General features: G+C 68.1%; 26 protein-coding genes and 1 pseudogene. 12 read left to right on the top strand and 15 right to left on the bottom strand.

Features of this window, described 5'->3' with window-relative positions; translation table 11 throughout:
- Nucleotides 1–11: 11 nt before the first annotated feature.
- Genes G6N23_RS14855 through prpD form a run of 3 tightly spaced genes read right to left on the bottom strand, consistent with a single transcriptional unit; the run spans nucleotide 12 to nucleotide 3555 of the window.
- On the bottom strand, nucleotides 12–1130 hold the full coding sequence (locus G6N23_RS14855) for a bifunctional 2-methylcitrate synthase/citrate synthase (RefSeq protein WP_085262431.1): 1119 nt from the start codon (nucleotides 1128–1130) through the stop codon (nucleotides 12–14).
- Entirely contained in the window at nucleotides 1127–2044 is a 918-nt protein-coding gene (gene prpB / locus G6N23_RS14860; protein WP_085262432.1) for a methylisocitrate lyase, read from the bottom strand. The genes G6N23_RS14855 and prpB overlap by 4 nt, the downstream gene beginning before the upstream one ends.
- The gene (gene prpD / locus G6N23_RS14865; RefSeq protein WP_085262632.1) at nucleotides 2041–3555 is read right to left on the bottom strand and encodes a 2-methylcitrate dehydratase PrpD; all 1515 of its coding nucleotides are present in this window, start codon (nucleotides 3553–3555) and stop codon (nucleotides 2041–2043) included. Before prpD ends, prpB begins: the two co-directional genes overlap by 4 nt.
- A gap of 119 nt (nucleotides 3556–3674) precedes the next feature.
- On the opposite strand from prpD, the gene G6N23_RS14870 reads away from it, so the two are divergent.
- Nucleotides 3675–5114, top strand: coding sequence for a short-chain fatty acyl-CoA regulator family protein (locus G6N23_RS14870; RefSeq protein ID WP_085262433.1), 1440 nt, complete (start codon nucleotides 3675–3677; stop codon nucleotides 5112–5114).
- Here G6N23_RS14870 and G6N23_RS14875 read toward each other — a convergent pair.
- The 5 genes from G6N23_RS14875 to G6N23_RS14895 all read right to left on the bottom strand — a co-directional run bounded on the left by G6N23_RS14875 (nucleotide 5084) and on the right by G6N23_RS14895 (nucleotide 8731).
- Complete coding sequence (locus G6N23_RS14875) at nucleotides 5084–5596, bottom strand: DoxX family protein (protein ID WP_085262633.1); 513 nt, start codon at nucleotides 5594–5596, stop codon at nucleotides 5084–5086. The two genes, G6N23_RS14870 and G6N23_RS14875, sit on opposite strands and share 31 nt — an antisense overlap.
- 10 nt (nucleotides 5597–5606) lie before the next feature.
- On the bottom strand, nucleotides 5607–6845 hold the full coding sequence (locus G6N23_RS14880; protein WP_085262634.1) for a WS/DGAT/MGAT family O-acyltransferase: 1239 nt from the start codon (nucleotides 6843–6845) through the stop codon (nucleotides 5607–5609).
- 11 nt (nucleotides 6846–6856) lie between these two features.
- Nucleotides 6857–7747 carry an alpha/beta fold hydrolase gene (locus tag G6N23_RS14885; RefSeq protein ID WP_085262434.1) on the bottom strand — a complete coding sequence of 297 codons (891 nt, stop codon included), beginning with the start codon at nucleotides 7745–7747 and terminating at the stop codon, nucleotides 6857–6859.
- A 10-nt stretch (nucleotides 7748–7757) separates the two neighbouring features.
- Nucleotides 7758–8126, bottom strand: coding sequence for a hypothetical protein (locus G6N23_RS14890; RefSeq protein ID WP_234808710.1), 369 nt, complete (start codon nucleotides 8124–8126; stop codon nucleotides 7758–7760).
- A 101-nt stretch (nucleotides 8127–8227) separates the two neighbouring features.
- Complete coding sequence (locus tag G6N23_RS14895; RefSeq protein ID WP_085262436.1) at nucleotides 8228–8731, bottom strand: Rv1363c family protein; 504 nt, start codon at nucleotides 8729–8731, stop codon at nucleotides 8228–8230.
- A 25-nt stretch (nucleotides 8732–8756) separates the two neighbouring features.
- Here G6N23_RS14895 and G6N23_RS14900 point away from each other — a divergent pair, with 25 nt between their 5' ends.
- Together G6N23_RS14900 and G6N23_RS14905 are read left to right on the top strand one after the other, a co-directional pair.
- Nucleotides 8757–9605 carry an alpha/beta fold hydrolase gene (locus G6N23_RS14900; RefSeq protein WP_095174147.1) on the top strand — a complete coding sequence of 283 codons (849 nt, stop codon included), beginning with the start codon at nucleotides 8757–8759 and terminating at the stop codon, nucleotides 9603–9605.
- Nucleotides 9606–10427 carry an adenylate/guanylate cyclase domain-containing protein gene (locus G6N23_RS14905; RefSeq protein ID WP_085262438.1) on the top strand — a complete coding sequence of 274 codons (822 nt, stop codon included), beginning with the start codon at nucleotides 9606–9608 and terminating at the stop codon, nucleotides 10425–10427.
- Here G6N23_RS14905 and G6N23_RS21465 read toward each other — a convergent pair.
- Nucleotides 10424–10585 (bottom strand): hypothetical protein, encoded by a 162-nt coding sequence (locus G6N23_RS21465; RefSeq protein ID WP_095174146.1) that lies wholly within the window; start codon nucleotides 10583–10585, stop codon nucleotides 10424–10426. The two genes, G6N23_RS14905 and G6N23_RS21465, sit on opposite strands and share 4 nt — an antisense overlap.
- A 24-nt stretch (nucleotides 10586–10609) precedes the next feature.
- On the opposite strand from G6N23_RS21465, the gene G6N23_RS14910 reads away from it, so the two are divergent.
- Entirely contained in the window at nucleotides 10610–11302 is a 693-nt protein-coding gene (locus tag G6N23_RS14910; RefSeq protein WP_085262439.1) for a guanylate cyclase, read from the top strand.
- Nucleotides 11303–11313: 11 nt separating this feature from the next.
- Here G6N23_RS14910 and G6N23_RS14915 read toward each other — a convergent pair whose 3' ends face one another.
- Entirely contained in the window at nucleotides 11314–11637 is a 324-nt protein-coding gene (locus tag G6N23_RS14915) for a putative quinol monooxygenase (RefSeq protein WP_085262440.1), read from the bottom strand.
- Between the two features lie 5 nt (nucleotides 11638–11642).
- Nucleotides 11643–12155, bottom strand: coding sequence for an OsmC family protein (locus G6N23_RS14920; RefSeq protein WP_085262441.1), 513 nt, complete (start codon nucleotides 12153–12155; stop codon nucleotides 11643–11645).
- Between the two features lie 73 nt (nucleotides 12156–12228).
- Between G6N23_RS14920 and G6N23_RS14925 the strand changes: the two genes are divergently transcribed.
- Nucleotides 12229–12579, top strand: coding sequence for a Fe-S protein (locus G6N23_RS14925; RefSeq protein WP_085262635.1), 351 nt, complete (start codon nucleotides 12229–12231; stop codon nucleotides 12577–12579).
- Nucleotides 12580–12701: 122 nt separating this feature from the next.
- On the opposite strand, the pseudogene G6N23_RS22070 reads toward G6N23_RS14925, so the two are convergent.
- Nucleotides 12702–12794 (bottom strand): annotated as a pseudogene (locus G6N23_RS22070) (type II toxin-antitoxin system VapB family antitoxin); the annotation flags it as partial.
- A gap of 7 nt (nucleotides 12795–12801) precedes the next feature.
- Nucleotides 12802–13203, bottom strand: coding sequence for a VOC family protein (locus tag G6N23_RS14930; RefSeq protein WP_085262442.1), 402 nt, complete (start codon nucleotides 13201–13203; stop codon nucleotides 12802–12804).
- 403 nt (nucleotides 13204–13606) lie between these two features.
- Between G6N23_RS14930 and arr the strand changes: the two genes are divergently transcribed.
- Nucleotides 13607–14017 (top strand): NAD(+)--rifampin ADP-ribosyltransferase, encoded by a 411-nt coding sequence (arr, locus tag G6N23_RS14935; protein ID WP_085262444.1) that lies wholly within the window; start codon nucleotides 13607–13609, stop codon nucleotides 14015–14017.
- Nucleotides 14018–14025: 8 nt separating this feature from the next.
- Here arr and ychF read toward each other — a convergent pair whose 3' ends face one another.
- Nucleotides 14026–15099 (bottom strand): redox-regulated ATPase YchF, encoded by a 1074-nt coding sequence (gene ychF, locus G6N23_RS14940; protein ID WP_085262445.1) that lies wholly within the window; start codon nucleotides 15097–15099, stop codon nucleotides 14026–14028.
- Nucleotides 15100–15163: 64 nt separating this feature from the next.
- Between ychF and G6N23_RS14945 the strand changes: the two genes are divergently transcribed.
- Entirely contained in the window at nucleotides 15164–16273 is a 1110-nt protein-coding gene (locus G6N23_RS14945) for a DUF6542 domain-containing protein (protein WP_085262446.1), read from the top strand.
- Nucleotides 16274–16277: 4 nt separating this feature from the next.
- On the opposite strand, the gene G6N23_RS14950 is transcribed toward G6N23_RS14945, so the two are convergent.
- Complete coding sequence (locus tag G6N23_RS14950; protein WP_085262447.1) at nucleotides 16278–17294, bottom strand: 4-hydroxy-3-methylbut-2-enyl diphosphate reductase; 1017 nt, start codon at nucleotides 17292–17294, stop codon at nucleotides 16278–16280.
- A gap of 96 nt (nucleotides 17295–17390) precedes the next feature.
- On the opposite strand from G6N23_RS14950, the gene G6N23_RS14955 reads away from it, so the two are divergent.
- From G6N23_RS14955 to G6N23_RS14975, 5 genes are all read left to right on the top strand, one after another.
- On the top strand, nucleotides 17391–18005 hold the full coding sequence (locus G6N23_RS14955) for a lipid droplet-associated protein (RefSeq protein WP_085262448.1): 615 nt from the start codon (nucleotides 17391–17393) through the stop codon (nucleotides 18003–18005).
- Nucleotides 18002–19246: an exodeoxyribonuclease VII large subunit gene (xseA, locus tag G6N23_RS14960; RefSeq protein WP_085262449.1), complete on the top strand. Its 1245-nt coding sequence runs from the start codon at nucleotides 18002–18004 to the stop codon at nucleotides 19244–19246. The genes G6N23_RS14955 and xseA overlap by 4 nt, the downstream gene beginning before the upstream one ends.
- The gene (locus tag G6N23_RS14965; protein WP_085262450.1) at nucleotides 19236–19490 is read left to right on the top strand and encodes an exodeoxyribonuclease VII small subunit; all 255 of its coding nucleotides are present in this window, start codon (nucleotides 19236–19238) and stop codon (nucleotides 19488–19490) included. The genes xseA and G6N23_RS14965 overlap by 11 nt, the downstream gene beginning before the upstream one ends.
- Before the next feature lie 54 nt (nucleotides 19491–19544).
- Nucleotides 19545–20654: a 3-beta-hydroxysteroid dehydrogenase gene (locus G6N23_RS14970; protein ID WP_085262451.1), complete on the top strand. Its 1110-nt coding sequence runs from the start codon at nucleotides 19545–19547 to the stop codon at nucleotides 20652–20654.
- A 73-nt stretch (nucleotides 20655–20727) separates the two neighbouring features.
- Nucleotides 20728–23928 (top strand): AAA family ATPase, encoded by a 3201-nt coding sequence (locus tag G6N23_RS14975; protein WP_372508895.1) that lies wholly within the window; start codon nucleotides 20728–20730, stop codon nucleotides 23926–23928.

A 23928-nucleotide genomic window follows, 5' to 3' on the forward strand; every position in this document is an offset into this window, starting at 1 on the left:
GCCGGTCCTGGTCAGCCGGCGTTCAGCGCGCGCTGCGCCCGGCCGGAGTAGGCACTCAACGGGCGGATCAGCGCGTTGGCGGCGGTCTGCTCGATGATGTGCGCGGTCCACCCGACCACCCGGCTCATCACGAACAGCGGAGTGAACATCGCGATGTCGAACCCCATCAGGTGATAGGCCGGGCCGGTCGGGAAATCCAGATTCGGCTTGAGACCGGTCGCAGCAAACATCTCGGCTTCCAGAACGTCGTAGATCTCCATCCATCGCCCGCCGTCGTGGGCTGCGGCGACCCGGGCCAGCGCCCGCTTCATGGTCGGCACCCGCGAGTCACCGTTCTTATACACCCGGTGACCGAAACCCATCACCTTCTCCTTGCGGGACAACTTGCCGTGCAGCCACTCCGCCGCCTGTGCCGGTTCGCCGATCTCGATCATGTCGTGCATGACCGCCTCGTTGGCGCCGCCGTGCAGCGAACCCTTGAGGGCGCCGATCGCGGCGGTGACCGCGCTGTAGATGTCGGACTGGGTCGAGGTGACCACCCGGGCCGCGAACGTCGAGGCGTTGAAGCCGTGCTCGGCGTAGAGGATCATCGACTGCTCGAACGCCGCGACGATCAGTTGGTCGGGGACTTCGCCGAAGCACATCCGCAGGAAGTTCTCGGCGTAGCCGAGGTGGCTGTGCGGCGCCACGGGCGTCAGCCCGCGCCGGCGGCGCATGTCCACCGCCACGATCGTCGGCAGCACCGCGAACATCCGTACCGCCTTGGCGACATTGGCCGACTCGGAGGAGTCGTCCTCTTCCGCGTCCTCGGCGCCCAGGTAGCTGACCACGGTGCGCACCACGTCCATCGGGTGGCAGTTGTCGGGGAGCTTGGCCACCAGCGACAGCAGTGACTGGTCGACCCGGCGTGCGGCCCGCTCCCGTTGGCAGAACAGCGCCAACTCGGCATCGGTCGGCAGCTCACCGTGCCACAGCAGGTAGGCGACCTGTTCGAAGCTGCAGTGTGCGGCCAGATCCTGCACCGGGTAGCCGCGGTAGGTCAGTGAGTTGGTCTCCGGCACCACCTTCGAGATCGCGGTGGTGTCGACGACGACGCCGGCCAGTCCCTTGTGAACTTCTGCGGTGGTCACCAGCGGCCTCCTTGGACGGTGAAGTTGAAGATCTCGGAGTCGAACTCGTTGTAGTCGGCGTAGCGCAGCAACTCATAGAGCCGGCTGCGGTGCTGCATCCGGTCGAGCAGACCCGATTGTGTTCCCCGCGTGTCGATCTCACGGAGCCCGGCTTCGACGGCAAACATCGCCAGCCGTAGCGTGGTGACCGGGTAGATGACGGCGTTGTAGCCGATGTCGCCCAGTTGCCGGGCGGTCAGCAGCTCCGATTTGCCGAACTCGGTCATGTTGGCCAGCAGCGGCACGTCCACCGCGGCCCGGAACCGCTCGAATTCACCTGGCCCGGAAAGCGCTTCGGTGAAGATGAGGTCCGCTCCGGCGTCGGCGTAGGCCTTGGCCCGGTCGATCGCGGCGGGCAGCCCCTCGGTGCCGGCGGCGTCGGTGCGCGCGCAGATCACGAAGTTCGGGTCTCGGCGTGCGGCCACCGCTGCGCGCAGGCGCTTGACCATCTCGGCGGGTGGCACCACCGCTTTACCGTCGAGGTGTCCGCACCGTTTCGGGTTGACCTGGTCTTCGAGGTGACAGCCGGCCAGGCCGGCGTCTTCCAATGCCGTCGCGGCGCGCGCGGCGTTCAGCGGCTCGCCGAACCCGGTGTCGGCATCGATCAGGGTGGGCAGGTCGGTGACCGCAGCGATCTGCGCTCCGCGGCCGGCGACCTCGGTCAGCGTGGTCAGCCCGATGTCCGGGAGCCCTAAGTCGGCGGAGAGCACCGCACCGGAGACGTAGACTCCCTCAAACCCGATCTCGGCGATCAGTTTGGCCACCAGCGGCGAGAAGGCGCCGGGAAACCGTTGCAGCCGTCCGGAAGCCAGGCCGGCGCGAAACGCCGCGCGTTTGGCAGCGGGCGCCGTCGCGGAGCTGAGCAGCCCGCTCACCGGAAGATTCCCTCCGGGGTGTCCGGCGCCTTGTCCAGCACCAGGGGATCGACCAGGATGTTCAACGCGCCCAGTTCCCCGCCGTCCAGCCCCGCCAGCCCCTCGACCGTGCTCAGGAACCGATTCTGTTCAGCCGACTCGACCACCGCGTCGGCGAGTTCGGTGAACTTGGCGATGTACTGCTTGCGCCCGAATGGCCGCGCCCCCAACGGATGCGCATCGGCGATCGCCAGCTCGTCGGAGATCACCTCGCCACTTCTCAAGGTGACCTCTGCGCGCGCCCCGTAGGCCTTCTGGTTCGGGTCGGTCGAGTGGTAGCGGCGGGTCCACTCCGGGTCCTCGACGGTGGAAATCTTGTGCCACAACGCAATAGTGTCCGGGCGATGCGCCCGCTCCGGTGCGTAGGAGCGTTCGTGGTGCCAGCTGCCGTCCTGCAGCGCGACAGCGAAGATATACATCACCGAGTGGTCGAGGGTCTCACGCGAGGCGTCCGGGTCGAACTTCTGCGGATCACCGGAGCCGGTCCCGATCACGTAGTGGGTGTGATGGCTGGTGTGCAGCACGATCGTTGCGACCTGGTCGAGGTCGCCGATGCGTTCACGCAGGCGGCGGGCCAGGTCGATCAGCGCCTGGCTCTGGTATTCGGCCGAGTGCTCCTTGGTGTAGCTGTCCAGGATGGCCCGCTTCGCTTCGCCGGGGCCGGGCAGCGGCACCTGGTAGGTGTGCTCCGGTCCGGACAGCAGCCACGCGATGACGCCGTCTTCACCTTCCCAGATCGGCGCCGGGGATCCTTCGCCGCGCATGGCGCGGTCGACCGCCTCGATACCGACCTTGCCGGCCAGCGCGGGCGCGTAGGCCTTCCAGCTGGAGATCAGTCCCTTGCGGGACTGCCGGGTGGCGGTGGTCAGGTGCAGCGCCTGGCCGATCGCGGAGTAGATGACCTCCGGGTCGAGCCGCAGCATGGTGCCGATACCGGCCGCCACCGACGGTCCCAGGTGCGCGACGTGGTCGATCTTGTGCTCGTGCAGGCAGATTCCCTTGACCAGGTCGATCTGCACCTCGTAGGCGGTGGCCAGGCCACGGATCAGGTCGGCGCCGGAGGCACCGAGCTGTTGGGCGACGGCGACCAGCGGCGGGATGTTGTCGCCCGGGTGGGAGTATTCGGCCGCCAGGAACGTGTCGTGGAAGTCCAGTTCGCGCACCGCGACCCCGTTGGCCCAGGCCGCCCACTCCGCCGAGAAACCACCCGGGACACCGAACACCTGGGCGCCCGGGTTGGACGGGTGGGCCGGGTGGGCAAGCGCCTGACGGCGCGCGACCGTCACCGGCCGGCGCAACACCGACGCGGCACTGACGGCGGCGTTGTCGATGATCCGGTTGATCACCATCTCGGCGGTGTCGTCAGGGACGGCGACTGGATCGGCCGCGAGCTCCGCGATCTTCCAGGCAAGGTGCTCCGAGCGTGGAAAGTCCTCGGCGCTGCGGTGGGTCCGGACGTCATGTACCTGCATGTTCCACATGCTACGCAGAATCGACATTCGCCGAAATGCACCGTAATTGTGGATTTATGCGTCCTTGATCCGCTGTTTTTGCGAATATTGCGAATGTCACGGGGGTTAAGCTGCATCCCATGGCACCCTCCACGACCCGGACCTTTGCCGGGGCTCGGCTGCGACGCCTGCGCGAGGAACGCGGCCTGACCCAGGTGGCCCTGGCACGCGAGCTGAACCTGTCCACCAGCTACGTCAACCAGCTCGAGAACGACCAACGGCCTCTCACGGTGTCGGTGCTGTTGACGCTGACCGACCGGTTCAGCCTGCCGGCGCAGTACTTCTCGCCGGACTCCGACGCCCGGCTGGTCGCCGATCTGCGCGAGATGTTCACCGCGACGGCCGGCGAACACACCGCCAGCGACAGCCAGATCGAGGAACTCGTCGCACGCATGCCGGAGATCGGCAACAGCCTGGTGACCATGCACCGCCGGCTGCGCGGCGCCACTGAGGAATTGGAGTCCTATCGGTCACGGGTGTCCGCAGATTCGGCACAGACCGTGGGACGTCCGATGCCGTTCGAGGAGGTCCGGGACTTCTTCTATGACCGCAACAACTACATCGCCGAGCTCGACGACACCGCGGAGCGGCTCTTCGCCGATACTGGAATGCGGTTCGGTGGCTTGGACATTCAGCTTTCGGATCTGATGGCCGAGCGGTTGGGCATCACCGTCGCGGTCGTCGACGACCTGCCGCCGGGAATCAAGCGGGTATTCGATCCGGCGACCCGGGTGCTGCGCATCGCGCACTGGCTGCTGGCGGGGCAGCGTGCCTTCCAGATCGCCACCCAGCTGGCACTGCTGACCCACGCCGAGTTGCTGTCCGACATCGTGGCCGGCGATCAGTTGTTGAGCCCGGAGGCCCGCGGGGTGGCCAGAATCGGGTTGGCCAACTACTTCGCCGGGGCGTTCCTGTTGCCGTACCGGCAGTTTCACCGGTCGGCAACGGAGCTGCGCTACGACATCGACCTGCTGGGGCGGCGCTTCGAGGTCGGATTCGAGACGGTATGCCACCGGCTCTCGACGTTGCAACAGCCGGGTCGTCGCGGGGTGCCGTTCATCTTCGTACGCACCGACAAGGCGGGGAACATCTCGAAACGTCAATCGGCCACCGCGTTTCATTTCAGCCGGGTCGGCGGCAGCTGTCCGCTGTGGGTGGTGCACGACGCGTTCAGCCAGCCGGGTCGAATCATCACCCAGGTCGCGCAGATGCCCGACGGGCGAAAGTACTTCTGGATCGCGACCACTACGCCGCCGGAGGGCCGCGGCTACCTGGGACAGCACAAGACTTTCGCCGTCGGGCTGGGTTGCGATCTGGCGCACGCCGACAAACTGGTGTACTCCACCGGAGTCGCGCTGGGTGATGAGGCCACCGTGGTGCCGATCGGGGCGGGTTGCAAGATCTGCGACCGTGAGACGTGCCCGCAACGGGCGTTTCCGTATCTGGGCCGGCGGGTCGTCGTCGACGAGAACGCCGGCAGCGGGCTGCCTTACTCGCCGGTCACGGCCGGCGGCCGGTAGAACAGCACTATCTGGCCGATCGCACCGGCCAGACCCAGGCCGACCGAGATCAGCAGGCCCGTCCAGCCGTTGAGCCAACAGCGACAGAAGATCTGGTGGTCCAGACTGAGCCGGCCCGGTCCGAGCATCGCCACCACGACCGCGCCGGTGGCCAGCACCAGGTTGTACTCCCAGCCCTCGCCGAGCACGAAAAAGCCGTTCGCACGGTGCACGGTCCACACCGCGACCGACATCAGTGCCACGAACCCGGCGGCCGCGATCGGGGTGAGCAGGCCGGCGGCCAATCCCAGCCCGGCAGCGACCTCAGCGGTGGCGGCCGTCAGCGCCTGGAACTTGCCGAACTTCATCCCGATGCTCTCGAACCATCCCGCGGTGCCCGGGATGCGGCCACCGCCGAAGAACTTGTTGAAACCGTGCGCCGCCAGGGTCACACCCAGAACCAGGCGCAGGATCAGCAAAGCGGTGTCGGCAGCGGTGATCATGTGGCCCAACCTACAACGACGCATCCAGTAATCGTAGATATACGTCGATTTCGCTGATCGCCGACTGCGCGGCGTGCACGCTGATCACCACGGTGTCGCCGATACCGTGCACCCCGTGAGTCAGGCCCATCGCCGGGGACAGCGCCGGGAATCCCGCGGTCATCAGCACCGGCGCGGTGCCCAGGCGCAGGTCCGCCGCGCCCCGGTACACGCTGGACACCACGGTGTTGCCGGCCACCTGCACCGGCCGGGAGCACGGGTCGAACTTCTCGACGCCCCAGTGCAACAACGCCGCCGGTATCGCCGCGAACGCGCGGTCGGCCGCGACCGAAGCTGGATGCCCGGCACGAACCCGGCCGTTGGCGACGTCGGCCGCAATAGCTTCGATGCGGGCAGCCGGGCCCAGTCCCGCGTACAGCCCCACCGGAATGTTGCCGAAATGGTTATGTGCCAGGCGAACACCCGTCTTGGCCATCGGCACCTCGGCGCCCAGCGTATTGCACGGCTCGTCGAGATACTCCGACAGCGCCGCGGACACCGCCGACAACACCGCCACGGTGACGGTGGGTCCGCTCAGTTCACCACGGTGGCGCACCAGGGTGCGCACCGCGCGGGCGCCGTCGGGCCGGCTGTTGGTGGCCAGCGGCGGCCGGTCTCCGAGCGGGGGCGGCAACAACCCGGCTCCGGTGTCTCGGACCCGGCTGCGGTGGGCGCGTGCCGCGACGGCGGCACGCCAGGGCAGGAACCCGCGATCGGGTGTCTCGACCGCGGCCACCGGTGCCGCACGCCCGAACAGCCACGCGGCCAGCGCCGAGGCCCGCGCGCCGTCGGCGAGCGCGTGCGCCACCTGCAGGACGGCTACCGTGCCGGCGCCGCGGTGGCCCGGGATGCCGTGCACCGGCGCGAACACGTGCAGCCGCCACGGCGCCGCCCGCACGTCGAGCTGGTCATCGGTGAGCCGCACCACGGCGTCCAGGCAACCCGCCCAGCTGTCCTCGGGGACGCGGTGCCGAACCGCGCCGACGTGGTCGAACCCCGGGACCCACCGCGGGTAGCGCAGCGAACCGGCATCCTCGACCCGCATGGTGAGGTCCGGGCTCTGCCGGGCGCGGTCGAGCAGCTCTGCGATGGCGGCGTCGAGGTCGTCCGGCACTCCGGCGAAGGCGTAGAGCAGGAACTGGTCGCTGGGGATCTTCGCCGACATCCAGTAGAACTGTGCGTCGATCGCGGCCATCCGGTGTCCCCGCATCGGCCCGACGGTCACCTCAGAAACTGCAGCACCCGGTCGGTCACCTCGTCGGGCTGCTCGAGTTGCAGGAAGTGCCCGGCATGCTCGATCACGGCCGCCGCACTGCCCTCCGGCAGCGCCGGCTCCACCCACCGCGTGAAGGCCGGTGACATGCAGCCGTCGGTGCGCCCGTGCAGGTACAGGCTCGGCAGCCGCGGCAGCTCCAGCCAGTGCCGGTGCAGATCGGCGTAGCGGGCCGGCACCCGGACACTGCGCAGGGCCCGGTAGGGGCCCAGCGCCGCCCGCCAGCCCTCCGGAGTCCCGATCGCCGCATCGACGTGGCGCAGATCCTCCTCGGCGGGATAGCCCGGCGACCATCGCCGCCACAGCCGCGGCAGCACCCAGGAGGCGGACCGATCCGGCAGCCACGGCAGTTGGAAGTAGCCGATGTACCAGCTGCGCAACATCTGCGCCGGCAGCTGGCCGGCGATGGCGAACCGGTCCGTTGCGCCGGCCGAGCGAAGCGCCGCCGGCGGAGGCACCGACATGATCACCGCCTTGGTGAACGGGCTGTCCGGCATGGCGGCCAACCCGGTGGCCGCCATCGCGCCCCAGTCGTGACCGATCACCACATCGTGACCGGTCGACCCGACCGTCTCATGGACCCGCAGCGCGTCGTGCATCAGCGCACCGATGTGATAGCTGCCGTCGTCGGGAATGGACGAGGGTGCGTAACCCCGCATGAACGGCGCCACCACATGCCAGCCCGCCGCGACCAGTCGGGGCGCCACCCGGCGCCATCCGTAGGCGGTGTCGGGAAAACCGTGCAGGCACAACGCCACCGGGTTACCGGGCACCCCCCAACTCAACGCCTTGAGCGCAACCCCGGGCGCCGTCACGTCGATCCACCGCGGTTCACTCATCGTCCACCCCTCAGACCGGCTCGAAATCCGCGACCAGCCACCGGCCGTCGACTTTGTCCAGTGTCACCCGGTAGCTCGCTGCGACCTCGGCGGGTTCGGCGGAGCCGACCGTGACGGTGCGGTCCGCGAAGACCAGCACCACGGCGTGCTCACGCGTGCTCCACACCGACGCCGCCGCGGGAACCTCGGCCACCGCGGTGACGTTGCGCGCCTTGGCATCGGGGATGATCTGATCGCGCGCCCGCACGGCGAATCGGGCCCGGAAGCCATCGGTCATCAACTGCTGCGCACCGGCCAGATCCCCCTCGATGCTGTCGGGTCGAAACGACAGCATCTTGATGGTGAATTCGGTTGCATCCTCGATAGTTTCGGTTTGCATCGACTCATCGACTCGATGCGATCCGTCGTACCACTTCAACCACCCGGCAGCGATAGCCAAGGCCAGGATCAGGCCCGGCAGCACACCATAGACCAGCCGCCTCATAACACGTACTCGACGTCGGAAACCTTGGCCTGCTTGCCCACCCGCTGCACCGTCATCCGCATTCGCAGCTCGTGCGGCCTCAGCTCCAGACCACCGAGATGCTTTGACGCGACGCTGACGACCACCAGCACCTGCGCCTCGTCACCGGACTGCCATTCCAGACCCGCCTCGCTCACCGCGCTGACCGCCTGCGAATGCTCCCGAGTGACGGTCTCGATCAGCAATGGGGCGCGGTCGGCGAACCGCTCGTAGAACTCGCCGGTCGCCGACTCGAGGACGCGCCGCACATCACCCTCGGGGTCTTGGTAATCGACCGTGGTGAGGTCGAGTGCGGTCTGGCGGGCCGCCTGGATGAACATCGCCCGCTGCGTGGCGGCGCGGTGGACGGCCTCGGCCCGAACACCGAGCCAGCCGAGCAGGCCCGCCAACACCAGCACCCCGATCAGCCCTGCGATCAATGCGCGACGCTGTCCGCCGTCGGCGATGTCATCACCCACCATGATTCACACTGTCTACCATCTCCTGATGAGCACAGCCCAGACCGTCGAATTCGACGGCGTCGACGGAGTCACGCTGGTCGCCGACGAATGGAACCGGGGTGTCGCCGTAGACGCCACCCCGACGATCCTGATGCTGCACGGCGGCGGCCAGAATCGGCACTCCTGGCACAAGACCGGTCAGATCCTGGCCGACCGGGGCTATCACGTCGTCGCGCTCGACACTCGTGGCCACGGCGACAGTGACCGCGCACCCGGCGCCGACTACGCCATCGAGACGCTCGCCGCCGACGCCATCGCGGTGATCGAGGCGATCGGCCGCCCGGTCGCGCTGATCGGGGCGAGCATGGGCGGGCTGACCGGGCTTCTGGTCGCCGATCAGGCCGGACCGCTGCGGGTAGTCAAGCTGGTGCTGGTCGATGTGGTGCCGCGCTACGAGAAAGACGGCAGCGCGCGGATCCGCGACTTCATGTTCAGCCACATCGACGGCTTCGACTCCCTCGAACAGGCCGCCGACGCGGTGGCGGAATATCTGCCGTACCGGGCCAAGCCCCGCAGTCCGGAGGGATTGAAGAAGAATCTGCGGTTCCGCGACGGCCGCTGGTACTGGCACTGGGATCCGGCGCTGCTGACCAAACCCGGCGACGATCCGGCGCTACGCACCGAGATGCTCGAGGCGGCCGCCATGGGCCTGCAGATCCCGATCCTGCTGATCCGCGGCAAGCTCTCCGATGTGGTCAGCACCGCGGGCGTTCACGACTTCCTGGCCAAGGTTCCCGGTGCGCGCTTCGTCGAATTGTCCGAGGCCGGGCACACCGCGGCCGGCGACGACAACGACGCGTTCAGCACGGCCGTCGTCGAGTTCGTGTCGCGCTGAATGTTCGGGATCGAATGGCTGACGCCGACGCTGCTCGCGGTCGGCGTGCTGGCAGCGGTGGCCCTCGTCGAAGCCGTCGTCCTCGCGGTGTTGACCCGGCGGTTACACCGGACCCGGGCCGAGGCCGATGAGCTGCGACAGCGCGTCGACACCCGCAACCTGCTTTTGACCGGCGGACGCGAAGCCGTCAAAACGGTGTGGCAGACCGCGAACCTGGTGCGCAAGCAGGGGTTCGGCGCGGCGGTGCGGTCTTCGATCGAAGATCTCGCCGATTGGGCCGAGGTGGAGCGACCCGACCTGGCCCGCCTCACCCCGGACGGCCACGTGGTGATCCTGTTCACCGACATCGAGGAGTCCACCGCCCTCAACGAACGGATCGGCGACCGCGCCTGGGTGAAGCTGATCGCCCGGCATGACGAGATGGTGCAGCGTACGGTCCGCCAGCACGGCGGGCATGTGGTCAAGAGCCAGGGCGACGGCTACATGATCGCGTTCGCGCAACCCGAGCAGGCGGTGCGCTGCGCCATCGACATCCAACACGCACTGCAGCAGCACCGCGGCCGCAAGCCGGCGCATCCGATCCGGGTCCGGATCGGGATTCACATGGGACGCTCGGTGCGCCGCGGCGACGACCTGTTCGGACGCAACGTCGCGATGGCCGCCCGGGTCGCCGCCGCCGCCGACGGCGCCCAGATCCTGATCAGCGGCCCGGTGCGCGACGCGGTCAAGGACTGCGACGACATCGCCGTCGGCGCCGGCCGCGACGCCGAGCTGAAGGGCTTCGCCGGCACCCACCGCCTCTACGCCGTCGAGGCCGCCTAGTTGTCACCGCCGGCTTCGGCCAGCCGCTGATGCAGCCGGGCGCGGACCTCTTCGGGCGTGTAGGCCCGTCGCCGTCGCTGGTCCCGCGCCACCAGCACTCCCCCGGCGGCGACGCCGACCACGCCGGCCAGGCCGATCCATTTCCAAATGCTGCGCACGATCACACCTTAGGGTGCTGATTCGTGGACGAACACACCGTGACGTTGGAACGCGCGCTGGCCGAGACCCGCACCGGCGACATCTGGCTGTTTCGCGGCCGCTCCGGCCCCGACCGCGCCATCCAGACCCTGTCCAACGCCCCGGTGAACCACGTCGGGATGACGGTCGCCCTCGAGGACCTGCCCCCGCTGATCTGGCATGCCGAGCTCGGCGACAAGCTGCTCGACGTCTGGACCGGCACCAACCACCGCGGGGTGCAGCTCAACGATGCCCGGGCCGCCGTCGAGCAATGGATGGGTCGCTACGAGCAGCGCTGCTGGTTCCGTCAGCTCAACGGAACCATCACCCGCGAACAGGAAGACCGGCTGCTGCAGGTGATCGCCCGGATGGATGGCACCGCGTTTCCCACCACGGCGCGGCTCACCGGCCGGTGGCTGCGGGGCCGGCTGCCGACCGCGGGCGACTGGACCCGAGGAATCCCGGTGCTGGACCGTAAAGTTCGTCAGCTCAGCCAACGCCGTAAGGCGCGCAAAGCCCGCGTCGCGATGCAGACCGCCTACTGCGCGGAGACGGTGGGCATCACCTATGAAGAGATGGGGTTGCTGTCGACCGACAAGGACGCGAACTGGTTCGACCCCGGGACGTTCTGGAGCGGCGACATCTTGCCGCTGACCCCCGGATATCAGCTCGGCCGGGAGATCATCGTCGTGCCGTAGGCGTGATGGCCCTAGTCGACGGTCAGCTCGCCCATCAGCGACCAGTCCGTCGCCTCGATCTGCTGGCTGATGATCTTCGGGGTCGAGACCAGTGCCTGCGGCATCTGGGTCATGGCCTGCTGGAAGTGCTCGCTGTTGACGTGGGCGCTGCCGGCCTCGCCGTCCCGGAAAGCCTCGACGAGCACGTACTCACTGGGATCGTCCAGGCTGCGTGACCAGTCGAACCACAGGTTGCCCGGCTCGGCGCGAGTGGCCTCGGTGAACTCCGCGACCAGCTGCGGCCAGCGCTCCGCCCACTCCGGCTTGACCGTGAACTTGACCACGATGAAGATCACCGCTGTTACCCGATTTCCAGACTGCTGCGAACCGGTGTGGCGTTGGTGGTCAAATCCAGTACCGGGCAGTGCTTTTCGACGACCTGGTGCAGTTCGGCGTAACGTTCTGCTGTCTCCGGGCCGGTCACGGTGATGACCACCCGGACCTCACTGAAGCCGGGGCGCACCGCGTCGTCGAGGCCGAAGAACCCGCGCACGTCCAAATCTCCCTCGGCCCGCCCGGTGATCTCGTCGACGGTGACGCCCAACTTCTCGGCCCAGTACCGCCAGGTGACGATCTGGCAGGACAGCAGCGATCCCAGGTAGTACTCGACCGGGTTGGGGGCGGTGTCCTCGCCGCCGAGTGTCGGCGGTTCGTCGACCTCGACGCTGTAGCGCCCCATGGTGATCGTGCTGGCGACCGCGTCATGGGCGACCGCGGAGGCCCGGAAGACGACTTGGGAGCCGGCCGGATCGGCGGCGGCCGGGTCACTGGTGGCGGCGACGACGGCGGCCAGGCGAGTGGTCGATGAGGTCATGGCGGTCAAGGGTAGCGGCCGGCCGGCCACCGAGGGTTGGCCCGTGCCCATGTCACGGGCTAGCCTGAGCGACGTGGAGGTACTACGGCACGTAATAGTTCTGCTGCACATCGTCGGCTTCGCTGTGACGTTCGGGGCGCTGGCTGCCGAGGCCGCGGCGCGGCGCTTCCAGCTCACCCCGCTGATGGACTACGGCGTGGTGCTGTCGTTGCTGACCGGGTTGGCGCTGGCCGCTCCCTGGCCGGCCGACGTGGTGCTCAACTACCCCAAGATCACGGTCAAGCTGGTGCTGCTGATCGCCCTGGGCGCCGTGCTCGGGATCGGCCGGGCCCGGCAGCGTCGATCCGGTGAAGCGCCGCGTCCGCTGTTCTACGCCGCCGGCGCACTGGTGCTGACCGCCGCGGGGATCGCCGTCATCTGGTAGTCGGCATCAGGGCTGGTGGACGAGCTCGACACCGATCTCGGCGGCGGCGACCCCCAGCCTGTTGTCCCTGGTCCACAATTTCGCGCCATCGGCAATCAGGACCGCCCCCAGGAGGGCGAATCACGTGCACTCTCGACACGAATCAGGGTCTCCAGGCCCCGCCTGAGCAGCACGGCGTTCTCATGCACTCCGGTGAGCTCGGCCGCCTTCTCCAGTGATGCCCTATCGGAGTCCGAATTTCTGTCGGGCCTGGTCGGTGACCGGTGTGAACAGGTTGACGAGATTGCCGTCCGGATCCCGAAACAGCAGGGCCCGGTTGCCCCACGGCATGGTCGTCGGCTCGGTCACGACCTCGGACAGCTGCCCCCGGAGGCGCCCGAACTCGGCGTCCACGTCGTCGACGATGAACTCGAGGATCGCGCTGCGATTGGCGCCCGGCTCGGCGGATCCGGCCCCGAACAGCGGGACCGTCTTGTCGCTGCCGATCGCCAAAGTGCCTACCGGTGTCGGGATCTCGGCGAACAGCTCATTGCCCCACACTGCGGAGGCACCGGTGACCAGCTCGTAGAAGCCGACCAGTCTCTTGACGTCGGCGGTGATGATGCGTGTGGAGACGAAATTCATGCCGGGGACGTTAGCCGCGACCCCCGACAAACCGTCCTCTCGATACGGCAAGGACCGGCCGTGCCACAGCCCGGTATGGACCCATGGCCCGCTCAATGGATAGGCGCACACCGCCGATCAACCGATGGATACGACGCCGCCTGGCGCGGAGCTTCAGGAAGTACCGGCCTCCGAGGCACACCGCCGCGGTCACCACGAGAATCCACAGCGTCGCCGCCACCAGGTAGATCGCCTCAACCACCGCCATGACGACGAGCGTCCTCTGCCCCGGTTGCGGTCAGGTCACCGGCACGACACACGTCGGCGACGTTCTTTCCCGCGAAATTGAAGCCACGCAGGTGATCCGGCGATTTTTCCAGCATTGGTGCAATCTCGCGCAAACCACGCCGGGTAGCCTGACGCGGTGGATCCCGTGCTGGATGAAGGCCCGTTCTTCCACGGAACCAAGGCAGAACTACAGGCCGGCGAGCTGCTCACCGCCGGCTTCCGCTCCAACTACCGGCCCGAAATCGTGATGAACCACATCTATTTCACCGCCCTGCGTGACGGAGCCGGGCTGGCGGCCGAACTCGCTGCCGGCGACGGCACACCGCGGGTGTATCTCGTCGAACCGACCGGTGCGTTCGAGAACGATCCGAATGTCACCGACAAGAAGTTCCCCGGCAACCCGACCCGCTCCTATCGCAGCACCGAACCGCTGCGGGTCATTGCAGAGGTCGACGACTGGACGCGACTGTCTCCCGAGGCCCTCCAGCAGTGGCGAGATCGGCTGGCAGCGCTGCGGGCCGAGGAGCGCGACGAGATCATCAACTAAGGCACCGGCTACACGTTGAACCGGAACTCCACCACATCCCCGTCGGCCATCACGTAGTCCTTGCCCTCCATGCGCACCTTGCCGGCGGCCTTGGCGGCGGCCATCGACCCGGCCTCGACCAAGTCGTCAAACGACACCACTTCGGCCTTGATGAAGCCCTTCTCGAAGTCGGTGTGGATCACTCCGGCCGCCTTCGGTGCGGTGTCGCCGGCGTGGATGGTCCAGGCCCGGGCCTCCTTGGGACCGGCGGTCAGGTAGGTCTGCAACTTCAGGGTGTGAAACCCGGCCCGCGCCAACGCATCCAGACCGCGTTCGGTCTGCCCGATCGACTCCAGCAGCTCCATCGCCGATTCCTCGTCCAGTTCGGCGAGCTCGGCTTCGATCTTGGCGTCGAGGAACACCGCGTCGGCCGGTGCCACCAGCTCGCGTAGCTCAGCGATCCGCGCCGCATCGGTGAGCACCGACTCGTCGGCGTTGAACACATACAGGAACGGCTTGGTCGTCAGCAGGTTCAGCTCCCGCAGCGGCACCGAGTCCACGCGCGCGGCGAACAGCGTCTTGCCGCCGTCAAGGATCTCCTGCGCCGCCACCGCCGCCTCGAGCACCGGCTTGCGGTCCTTGTTGTTGCGGGCTTCCTTCTCCAGGCGCGGAATCGCCTTCTCCAGGGTCTGCATGTCGGCCAGGATCAGCTCGGTGGCGACCACCTCGATGTCGGCCTCGGGATCGACCTTGCCGTCCACATGCACCACGTCGTCGTCGGAGAACACCCGCACCACCTGGCAGATGGCGTCGCACTCGCGGATGTTGGCCAGGAACTTGTTGCCCAGCCCGGCCCCCTCCGAGGCGCCCTTGACGATGCCGGCGATGTCGACGAACGTCACCGGCGCCGGCAGGATCCGCTCGGAACCGAAGATCTCCGCCAGCTTGACCAGCCGGGGATCGGGCAGCGGCACCACGCCCTCGTTCGGCTCGATCGTCGCGAACGGGTAGTTGGCGGCCAACACGTCGTTGCGGGTCAGCGCGTTGAACAGGGTCGACTTACCGACGTTGGGCAACCCCACGATTCCCAGGCTCAGGCTCACAGGGAGCCAAGTCTAGAGCGTGCCGCCATGCGTGCCCGCCAACGCCAGCCGGTACCGTCAGTGTGTGGCAGCACAGCGGGACAAGTCGGCGGTGGCGCCTGACCACCGTTCGATTCTGCCCAGCGCAGCCGGTTTGCCGTGGTGGGCCGCCGTTGCGGTGGCTGTCACCGCGACCGCGATCGGCGTCGCGTTCGACGCGGGCTCCGGTGAGAAGGAACTGAGCACCGTCTTCTCCGCACTGTATGTGATGGGCTGCCTCGCGGCCGTGCTCATGGTGCAGCAATCGGCGGTGTTCACCGCGGTCATCCAACCTCCCCTGATCCTGTTCTGCACCGTGCCGGCCGCCTACTGGCTCTTCCGCGGCGCGGGTTTCCCCGGGCTCAAGGCGATCGTCATCAACTGCGGATATCCGCTGATCGAGCGGTTCCCGCTGATGCTGTTCACGGCGGCCGCCGTGCTGTTGATCGGGATGATCCGCTGGTATCTCGGCATGCTGGGCGGCACGGCGACCGCCGCGGCCGACGACCACGCCACGACTCGGCGGTCCACACTGGTCGACAAGCTCGGCAGCATGCTCACCGCGGCGCTCAACCGCAACCCCGCGCACGCCATCGAGCCGTCGGCCTCGCGCACCCAGCGCGAACGGCGCTCGGGCGGCCGTCCCCGGCGGGCGACCCCGGAGGCTCGTCGCGCCGCCCGGAAGGCCACGGCAAGCCGGTCGGCCGCCCGGTCCGGTGAGCGTCGTCGCGGGGCCAACGCATCGGCGCCGACACGCTCACGGCACGTCCGGCCCCCGATGGACGACGTTCCGGTGACCGAACGTCCGCGGCGCCGCCGCCCGGCACCCGACCTGCGCGACGAGCCGCCGACCCGGCGGCGACGCCCGGCGCCCGAGTGGCAGGGCGAGCCGCCCCGGCGACGCGGGGAACCGGCGCCGAGGACCCAGCGGGATCCCCGTGCACGCGGTTATCGGCCCACCGAGGAACCCGAATCGCTACCCCGACGTCGGCCGGGGACGACGGCCGGCCGCAGCAACGGCACCGGCACCACCCACCACCCGGTCTCGCGGGTGCGCTATCGCAACAGTGCCGGTGATGAACCCGGCGTGGAACCCCGAACCCGGTCCCGTGATCCGCGCAACCAGGAGTTCGACTCCTGGGAGTACGACATCTGACCGATTAACGGCGGTCCGGCCGGATCTCCCGGGGCAATGCGAACACCAGCGTCTCGTTGGCCGTGGCCACCGGGTACACCGTGCCGTAGCCGTGCGCGGCCAACCGCTCCAGCACGCCACGGACCAGGATCTCCGGGACCGACGCGCCCGAGGTGACGCCGATGGTCTGCACTTCGCCGGTGCCGGACGCAAGCCATGCCGGGTCGATGTCCTCGGCGTAGTCGACCAGATGTGCGGCGTCGGCGCCGGCACCCAACGCCACCTCCACCAGCCGGTTGGAGTTCGACGAGTTACGCGAGCCGACGACGATCACCAGCTCGCATTCCGGGGCCATCGCCTTGACTGCGGTCTGCCGGTTCTGGGTGGCGTAACAGATGTCGTCGCTGGGCGGATCCTGCAGGTTGGGGAACCGCTCGCGCAGCTTGACCACGGTCTGCATCGTCTCGTCGACGCTCAGCGTGGTCTGCGACAGCCACACCACCTTGTTCTCGTCGCGCACCTGCACCGAGGCCACCGCATCTAAGCCGTCGACCAGCTGCACGTCCTCGGGTGCCTCACCGATGATGCCGATGACCTCTTCGTGGCCGGCGTGCCCGATCAGCAGGATGTCGTAGCCGTCCCGGGCGAACCGTTTGGCCTCGTTGTGCACCTTGTTGACCAGCGGGCAGGTCGCGTCGATCACGCGCAGACCGCGGTCGGCCGCCAAGTCGTGCACGCTGGGCGCGACGCCGTGCGCGGAGAACACCACCATCGCGCCCTCGGGCACCTCGTCGGCCTCGTGGACGAAGACCACACCCTTGTTCGTCAGGGTGTCCACCACATGCTTGTTGTGCACGATCTCGTGCCGCACGTAGACCGGTGCGCCGTGCTTCTCCAGCGCTCGCTCCACCGTCTCGACGGCCCGGTCGACGCCCGCGCAGTAGCCGCGGGGCTCGGCCAAGAGCACCCGTTTGCCGGCGGGGGCGGCGGCGACCGGCGCCCCCGCGGTGTCTGAGGTCTCCATATCGAGGGTCGGCGGCATGGCACCCAGCGTACGGTCTGCCGACACGGGACCGCCAGCTCGCGCCCCGGCGCTCAGTACTTGGAGATGACCGGCGGGTAAGGCAGTCTGGTGGCCATGGCTACTGCACCATTCGGAGTCCGTCTCCTGGTCGGCGCGGCAACCGTTGCCGTCGAGGAGACGATGAAGCTGCCACAAACCATCCTGACCTACCCGATGACGCTGGCAAGCCAGGCCGCGCACGCCGTGATGCGCTGGCAGCAGGGCATCGCTGAGCTGGTCAACAAGGGCGACTCCACGCTCGAATCACTCTTCCCGCCGAAAGACGAGCAGCCGGAGTGGGCCACCTTCGACGAAGACGTCGACGACGGCCTCAACGGCGCCGGTTACGCCGACACCGTGGACTTCGACGGTTTCGATGATGCGGATTCCAGCCCGCGCAACGACGGGCGCTTCGCGCTGTACTCGTTCAGCGAGGGCGCCGAAGACCGGCCCGCCGAGACCGACGTCACACCGGGCAACCGCGGGGCCGCGGGCTCGCAGGTGCCCACCCCCGACCTGGTCGACGAACTCGACTACGGCAACCTCACCCTGGCCCAGCTGCGGGCGCGGCTTGCCTCGCTCAGCGTCGACGAGCTGGAGACCCTGCTCGCCTATGAGGAGGCCACCAAGGCGCGAGCACCGTTCCAGACGTTGCTGGCCAACAGGATCACCCGCACAACCTCGAAGTGACCGCCCCCGCGCCGGGCAATTCTGCCGAGAACCCCTTTCCGGTCCGTGCGGTCGCCGTTCGGGTCAAGGGCTGGATCGACCGTCTCGGATCGGTGTGGGTGGAGGGCCAGCTGACCCAGATCAACCTGCGCCCGGGGGTCCGGACGGTGTTCATGGTGTTGCGTGATCCCGCCGCCGATATGTCGCTGACGGTGACCTGCAGCCCCGAACTGGTCGCCGGTGCCCCGGTCAAGTTGACCGAGGGCACCCAGGTGGTGGTCTGCGGGAGACCCAACTTCTACACCGCCCGCGGCACCTTCTCGCTGCGGCTGAGCGAGATCCGCGCGGTCGGGATCGGCGAACTGCTGGCCCGCATCGAGCGGCTGCGCCGGCTGCTGGAGGCCGAGGGGTTGTTCGATCCGCGGCTCAAACGGCCGGTGCCGTTCCTGCCGGCCACGATCGGCCTGATCACCGGCCGGGCCAGTGCCGCCGAACGCGATGTCATGTCGGTGGCCGGCACCCGGTGGCCGGCGGTGCGCTTCGCGGTGCGCAACACCGCCGTGCAGGGGCCGACCGCGGTCGCCCAGATCGTCGAGGCGCTAGGCGACCTGGACGCTGACGCGGGCGTGGACGTGATCGTGCTGGCCCGGGGCGGCGGCAGCGTGGAGGACCTGCTGCCGTTCTCCGATGAGACCCTGTGCCGGGCGATCTCGGCGTGCCGCACCCCGGTGGTGAGCGCGATCGGTCACGAGCCGGACACTCCGCTGTGCGACCTGGTCGCCGACCTGCGGGCCGCCACCCCCACCGACGCGGCGAAGAAGCTCGTCCCGGACGCCGCCGCCGAGCAGGCGCTGGTCGACGACCTGCGCCGGCGCAGCGCCCAGGCCGTGCGTAACTGGGTGGTGCGCGAGGAACGCGTGCTGGCCCAATTGCGCAGCCGCCCGGTGCTGGCCGACCCGCTGCGCACGCTGACCGAGCGCGCCCAGGAGGTGGAGCGCGCACTGGCGACGCTGCGCCGCGACGTCACCCGGCTGATCACCGCGCAGGCCGAACGGGTCGGGCACTTATCGGCTCGGCTGGCTACCCTGGGTCCGGCCGCCACCCTGGCCCGCGGCTACGCGGTCGTCCAGACTGTGAGCACCGATGGGCCGGCGCATGTGCTGCGGTCGGTGCAAGACGCACCCGAAGGCACCCACTTGCGGATCCGCGTCGCCGACGGAGCGATTGCCGCGACCAGCGAAGGACACCACGATGGCATCTGACGAACCCTCAGCCCAAGCCGCGTCCACGAGGCCCGTTAGTGACCTCGGCTATGAGCATTGCCGCGACGAGCTGATCGAGGTCGTGCAGCGGCTGGAGCAGGGCGGGTTGGATCTCGACGCGTCCCTGAGCCTCTGGGAAAGGGGTGAACAGCTGGCCAAACGGTGTGAGGAGCACTTGGCCGGCGCCCGCCAGCGGGTGCAGGACGTGCTGGCCGCCGAACCCGAGGATGCCGATCGGGCGTGAGCTCCCCCACCAGAAGCCCACAAGAACTGAAACACGTTCAGTTATGCTCGCCCGATGGGTGATCCAGCACTGACAACTGAACTCGGCCGGGTATTGGTCACCGGGGGCTCCGGCTTTGTCGGAACCAATTTCGTCAGGACACTGCTCGAGCGCGGCTATCAGGTGCGGTCCTTCGACCGGGCGCCGTCGCCGCTGGCCCAACATCCCCTCCTCGAGACGGTGCAAGGCGACATCTGCGACCCGCAGACGGTGGCAGCCGCCGTCGCCGGTATCGACACCGTGTTTCACACCGCCGCGATCATCGATCTGCAGGGCGGCGCGAAGGTCACCGATGAGATCCGCCGTCGCAGCTTCGCGGTCAACGTCGACGGCACCAAGAATCTGGTTCAGGCCGCTCAGAAGGCCGGGGTGAAGCGGTTCGTCTACACCGCATCCAACAGCGTGGTGATGGGCGGTAAGGCCATCTCGGGCGGCAGCGAGACCATGCCCTACACCACCAAATTCAACGACCTCTACACCGAGACGAAGGTGGTCGCCGAGAAGTTCGTGCTGGGCGAGAACGGAATCGGCGACATGCTGACCTGTTCGATTCGCCCCTCGGGAATCTGGGGCAACGGCGACCAGACCATGTTCCGCAAGCTGTTTGAAAGCGTGGTCGCCGGTCACGTCAAGGTGCTCATCGGCAGCAAACGCGCCAAGCTGGACAACTCCTACGTGCACAACCTGATTCACGGTTTCATCCTGGCCGCCGAGCACCTGGTGCCGGGCGGAACGGCGCCCGGCCAGGCCTACTTCGTCAACGACGGTGAACCGATCAACATGTTCGAATTCGCCCGGCCGGTCATCGAAGCGTGCGGGCAGCACTGGCCCCGACTGCGGGTCTCCGGCCGCATGGTGCGCGACGTCATGTTCGGCTGGCAGTGGCTGCACTTCCGGTTCGGACTGCCCGAACCGCTGTTGGAACCCGGTGCGGTGGAACGGCTTTACCTGAACAACTATTTCTCGATCGACAAGGCCCGCCGCGACCTGGGCTACCAGCCGCTGTTCACCACCGAGCAGGCGATGGCCGACTGCCTGCCCTACTACCAGGAGCTCTTCGAGCGGGTCAAGGCCGAAGCGCATCCGCACCTGGCGACGGTGGTGGCGGAGCCGCATCCCGAATAGCGCTGTTCATTGCTGGGGAGGTTCTTCAGCGAAGGCGCTATCCAGCTACGGTCAGCGGTGACACGATAACGACGTGAACGGCGTTGAGCCGCCATCCGACCTGCCCGCGGCAGCCTTGCTGTGCAGTTCCTGCGGCACTGGGCTGCCCGCGAGCTTCAAGTTCTGCCATGAGTGCGGAACGGCGGTAGTCACTGCCGCGCCACCGGCCGAATACAAACAGGTGACGGTGCTGTTCGCCGACGTGGTGCACTCGATGGACATCGCCGCGGCGGTGGGCGCGGAACGGTTGCGCGAGATCATGGCCGACCTCGCCGATCGCTGTGCGGCAGTGGTGCGGCGCTACGGCAGCACGGTCACACAGTGGACGGGCGACGGGATCATGGCGGTGTTCGGCGCCCCGGTCGCATTGGAAGACCACTCCATGCGGGCTTGTCTGGCGGCCTTGGATATTCAAGAGGAGACAACGCGGGTTGCTGTCGATATCGCCGAACTCGACGGCATCGAACTGCGGTTGCGGGTCGGGCTGAACTCCGGCGAGGTGATCGCCGGCGGGATCGGCTCGGGACAGTTTGGCTACGCCGCCGTGGGCGGGCAGGTCGGGATGGCCCAGCGGATGGAGTCGGTCGCGCCGCCGGGCGGAATCATGCTGAGCGTTTCGACAGCCCAACTCGTCGAAGGTGCGGCTGCCCTGGGTGAGCTCGAGCTGGTTCAGATCAAGGGTGCCTCCGAACCGGTGCCCGCCCGCCGGCTGTTGGGCATGGCCGACCGCCCTCGCGCCGGCCGCCGTGCTGAGTCGAGGCTCATCGGCCGGCGCGCGGAGTTGGCCGCCGTCGAGACGGTGGTGGACCGCGCGATCGACGGTCGCGGCGGTGTGGTCAATGTGGTGGGATCCCCGGGCGTCGGGAAGAGCCGGATGGCCCGGGAGGCGGCGGCGACCGCCGCCGGTCGCGGGTTCGAGGTGGTATGGGCCTTCTGCGATTCGCACGCCGGCGACATTCCGTTCCACGCCGTGTCGAGGCTGCTGCGGGCCAGCATCGGTGTGGGCGAACGGCGCGGCGAGGACGCCCGCGACCGGGTCCGGGAACGATTTACGGAAGCCGATCCGCAGGATCTGCTGCTGCTCGACGATCTGCTGGGCATCGCCGACGCAGACGTGACACTGCCCCAGTTCGACGCGGATACGCGCCGGCAGCGGCTGACCGCGCTGATCAACACCGCATCGTTGGCCCGCACCGAACCAACGCTGTTCATCATCGAGGATGCGCACTGGATCGATATGGTCAGCGAATCGCTGATCGCCGACTTCTTGGCGGTGACCCCGCGCACCCCGTCGATGGTGCTGATCACCCATCGCTCCGAATACCGCGGCGCGCTGACGCGGATACCCGGCGCCCAGAGGATAATCCTTGCCCCGCTGGATGATTCGGAGATCAAGACGCTGACCGGAGAGCTTCTGGGGTCGCATCCATCGGTCGGTGAGCTGGCGGCGATCATCGCCGGTCGGGCAGCCGGTAACCCGTTCTTCGCTGAGGAGATGGTGCGCGAGTTGGCCCAGCGCGGGGAGCTGACCGGCGAATACGGCGACTATGTCTGTCACACGAGGGCCGCGGATGTCACGGTGCCGGTCACGGTGCAGGCGGCCATCGAAGCGCGTATCGACCAGCTCAGCAGCGGGGCCAAACGAGCTTTGAGCGCCGCCTCGGTGATCGGGGCACGCTTCGAGGCGGATCTGCTGTCGGCGCTGGGCGTAGCTGCGGTGTTCGACGAGCTGCTCGACGCGGAGCTGATCGATCGGGTGCGTTTCACCCCGCCCGAATATGCCTTTCGGCATCCGCTGATCCATGCGGTGGTTTACGAATCGCAGCTCAAATCCGATCGTGCCCAGTGGCACCGGAAGCTGGCCGTCGCGATCCAAGAACGCGCTCCCGGATCAGTGGAGGACAACTCAGCGCTGATAGCCGAACATCTCCAGGCCGCGGGCGAGCTGCGCGCGGCGTACGCCTGGCACATGCGCGCCGGCGCGTGGTCCACCAACCGCGATCTCGTCGCCGCCCGGGGTAGCTGGGAGCGGGCCCGCCGCATCGCCGACGCACTGCCCGCCGACGACCCAGACCGATTGTCGATGCGCATCAACCCGCGAACCATGTTGTGCGCCACCGACTGGCAAGCGCGCGAAGTCCAGGAAAGCCGGAGCCGATTCGAAGAGCTACGGGAATTGTGTAGCGCGGCCGGCGATAAGGTGTCGCTGGCCATCGGGATGACTGCGCTGGCCACCGAGCTGCTCTACGCCGGCCGCTCACGTGAGGGTGCGCAGCTGGCGTCTCAGCAAATGGCGCTTTTCGAGTCGATGGGCGATCGCTCCCCGACCATGGGGCTGGCATTCATCGCGTTTGTCAACTGGCTCTGCGCCGGCGACGTCGGTGCGATCTTGCGGTGGTCACAAACCATCGTCGACCTGGCCGAGGGCGACCCCGCCAAGGGCGCCAACTACGGCGTGGGATCACCACTGGCGATCGCGTTGGCATGGCGCGGCACCGCTCGGTGGTGGCTGGGTCGTCCCGGATGGCCGCAAGACATCGACGACGCCGTCACGATGGCCCGGCAGAGCAACACGGAAACCCTGGCCAGCACCGTCGCCTGGACCTACGGTTTCGCGATGCAGTACGGCGCGCTTCGGCCCAGTGACTCCGCGGAACGCGCCTGCCAGGAGGCAGTGCAATCCGCCCAAGGGGCCAGCAGCGATCGAGCGCTGGGTTTGGCCGGGTACGCGTTGGCCGTCGTGCTGCTCAAGCGTGATAACGCGGCCGACCGTAACCGGGGACTGGAATTGATGATGCAGTCCCGCGACATATGGCTGCGCAAGCGCGCACTCTTCCTCATCCCGGTCACCGACGTGTGGGCCGCCCGGGAAACGGCCCGCGGTGGCGACCGCGACGCTGCCATCGCGGTGATGCGCCAAGCCGTCCACGACTTGCGCCGCGCCGAAAACGTCTTCTACGGCGGCTGGGGCACCGGCGTTCTGGTGGAGACACTGCTGGAGCGCGCCGCCGAGAGCGATCTGGCCGAAGCCGAAGAAGCGATCCGCTGGTTGGCGAAACTCCAGGCCGATCACGGCTCGGCGATGTGCGAGATCACGCTGCTGCGGCTCAATGCGCTGCTATCCCGTGCTCGCGGCGACGAGGTGGTCTACCGGGTCTTAGCGAGCCGGTATCGCGCGATGGCGGAGTCGCTTGGCTTCGAAGAGCACCTGGATCGGGCCGGGGCGATGCTCTGA

This window comes from Mycolicibacter terrae (assembly GCF_010727125.1).
Taxonomy (GTDB): Bacteria; Actinomycetota; Actinomycetes; order Mycobacteriales; family Mycobacteriaceae; genus Mycobacterium; species Mycobacterium terrae.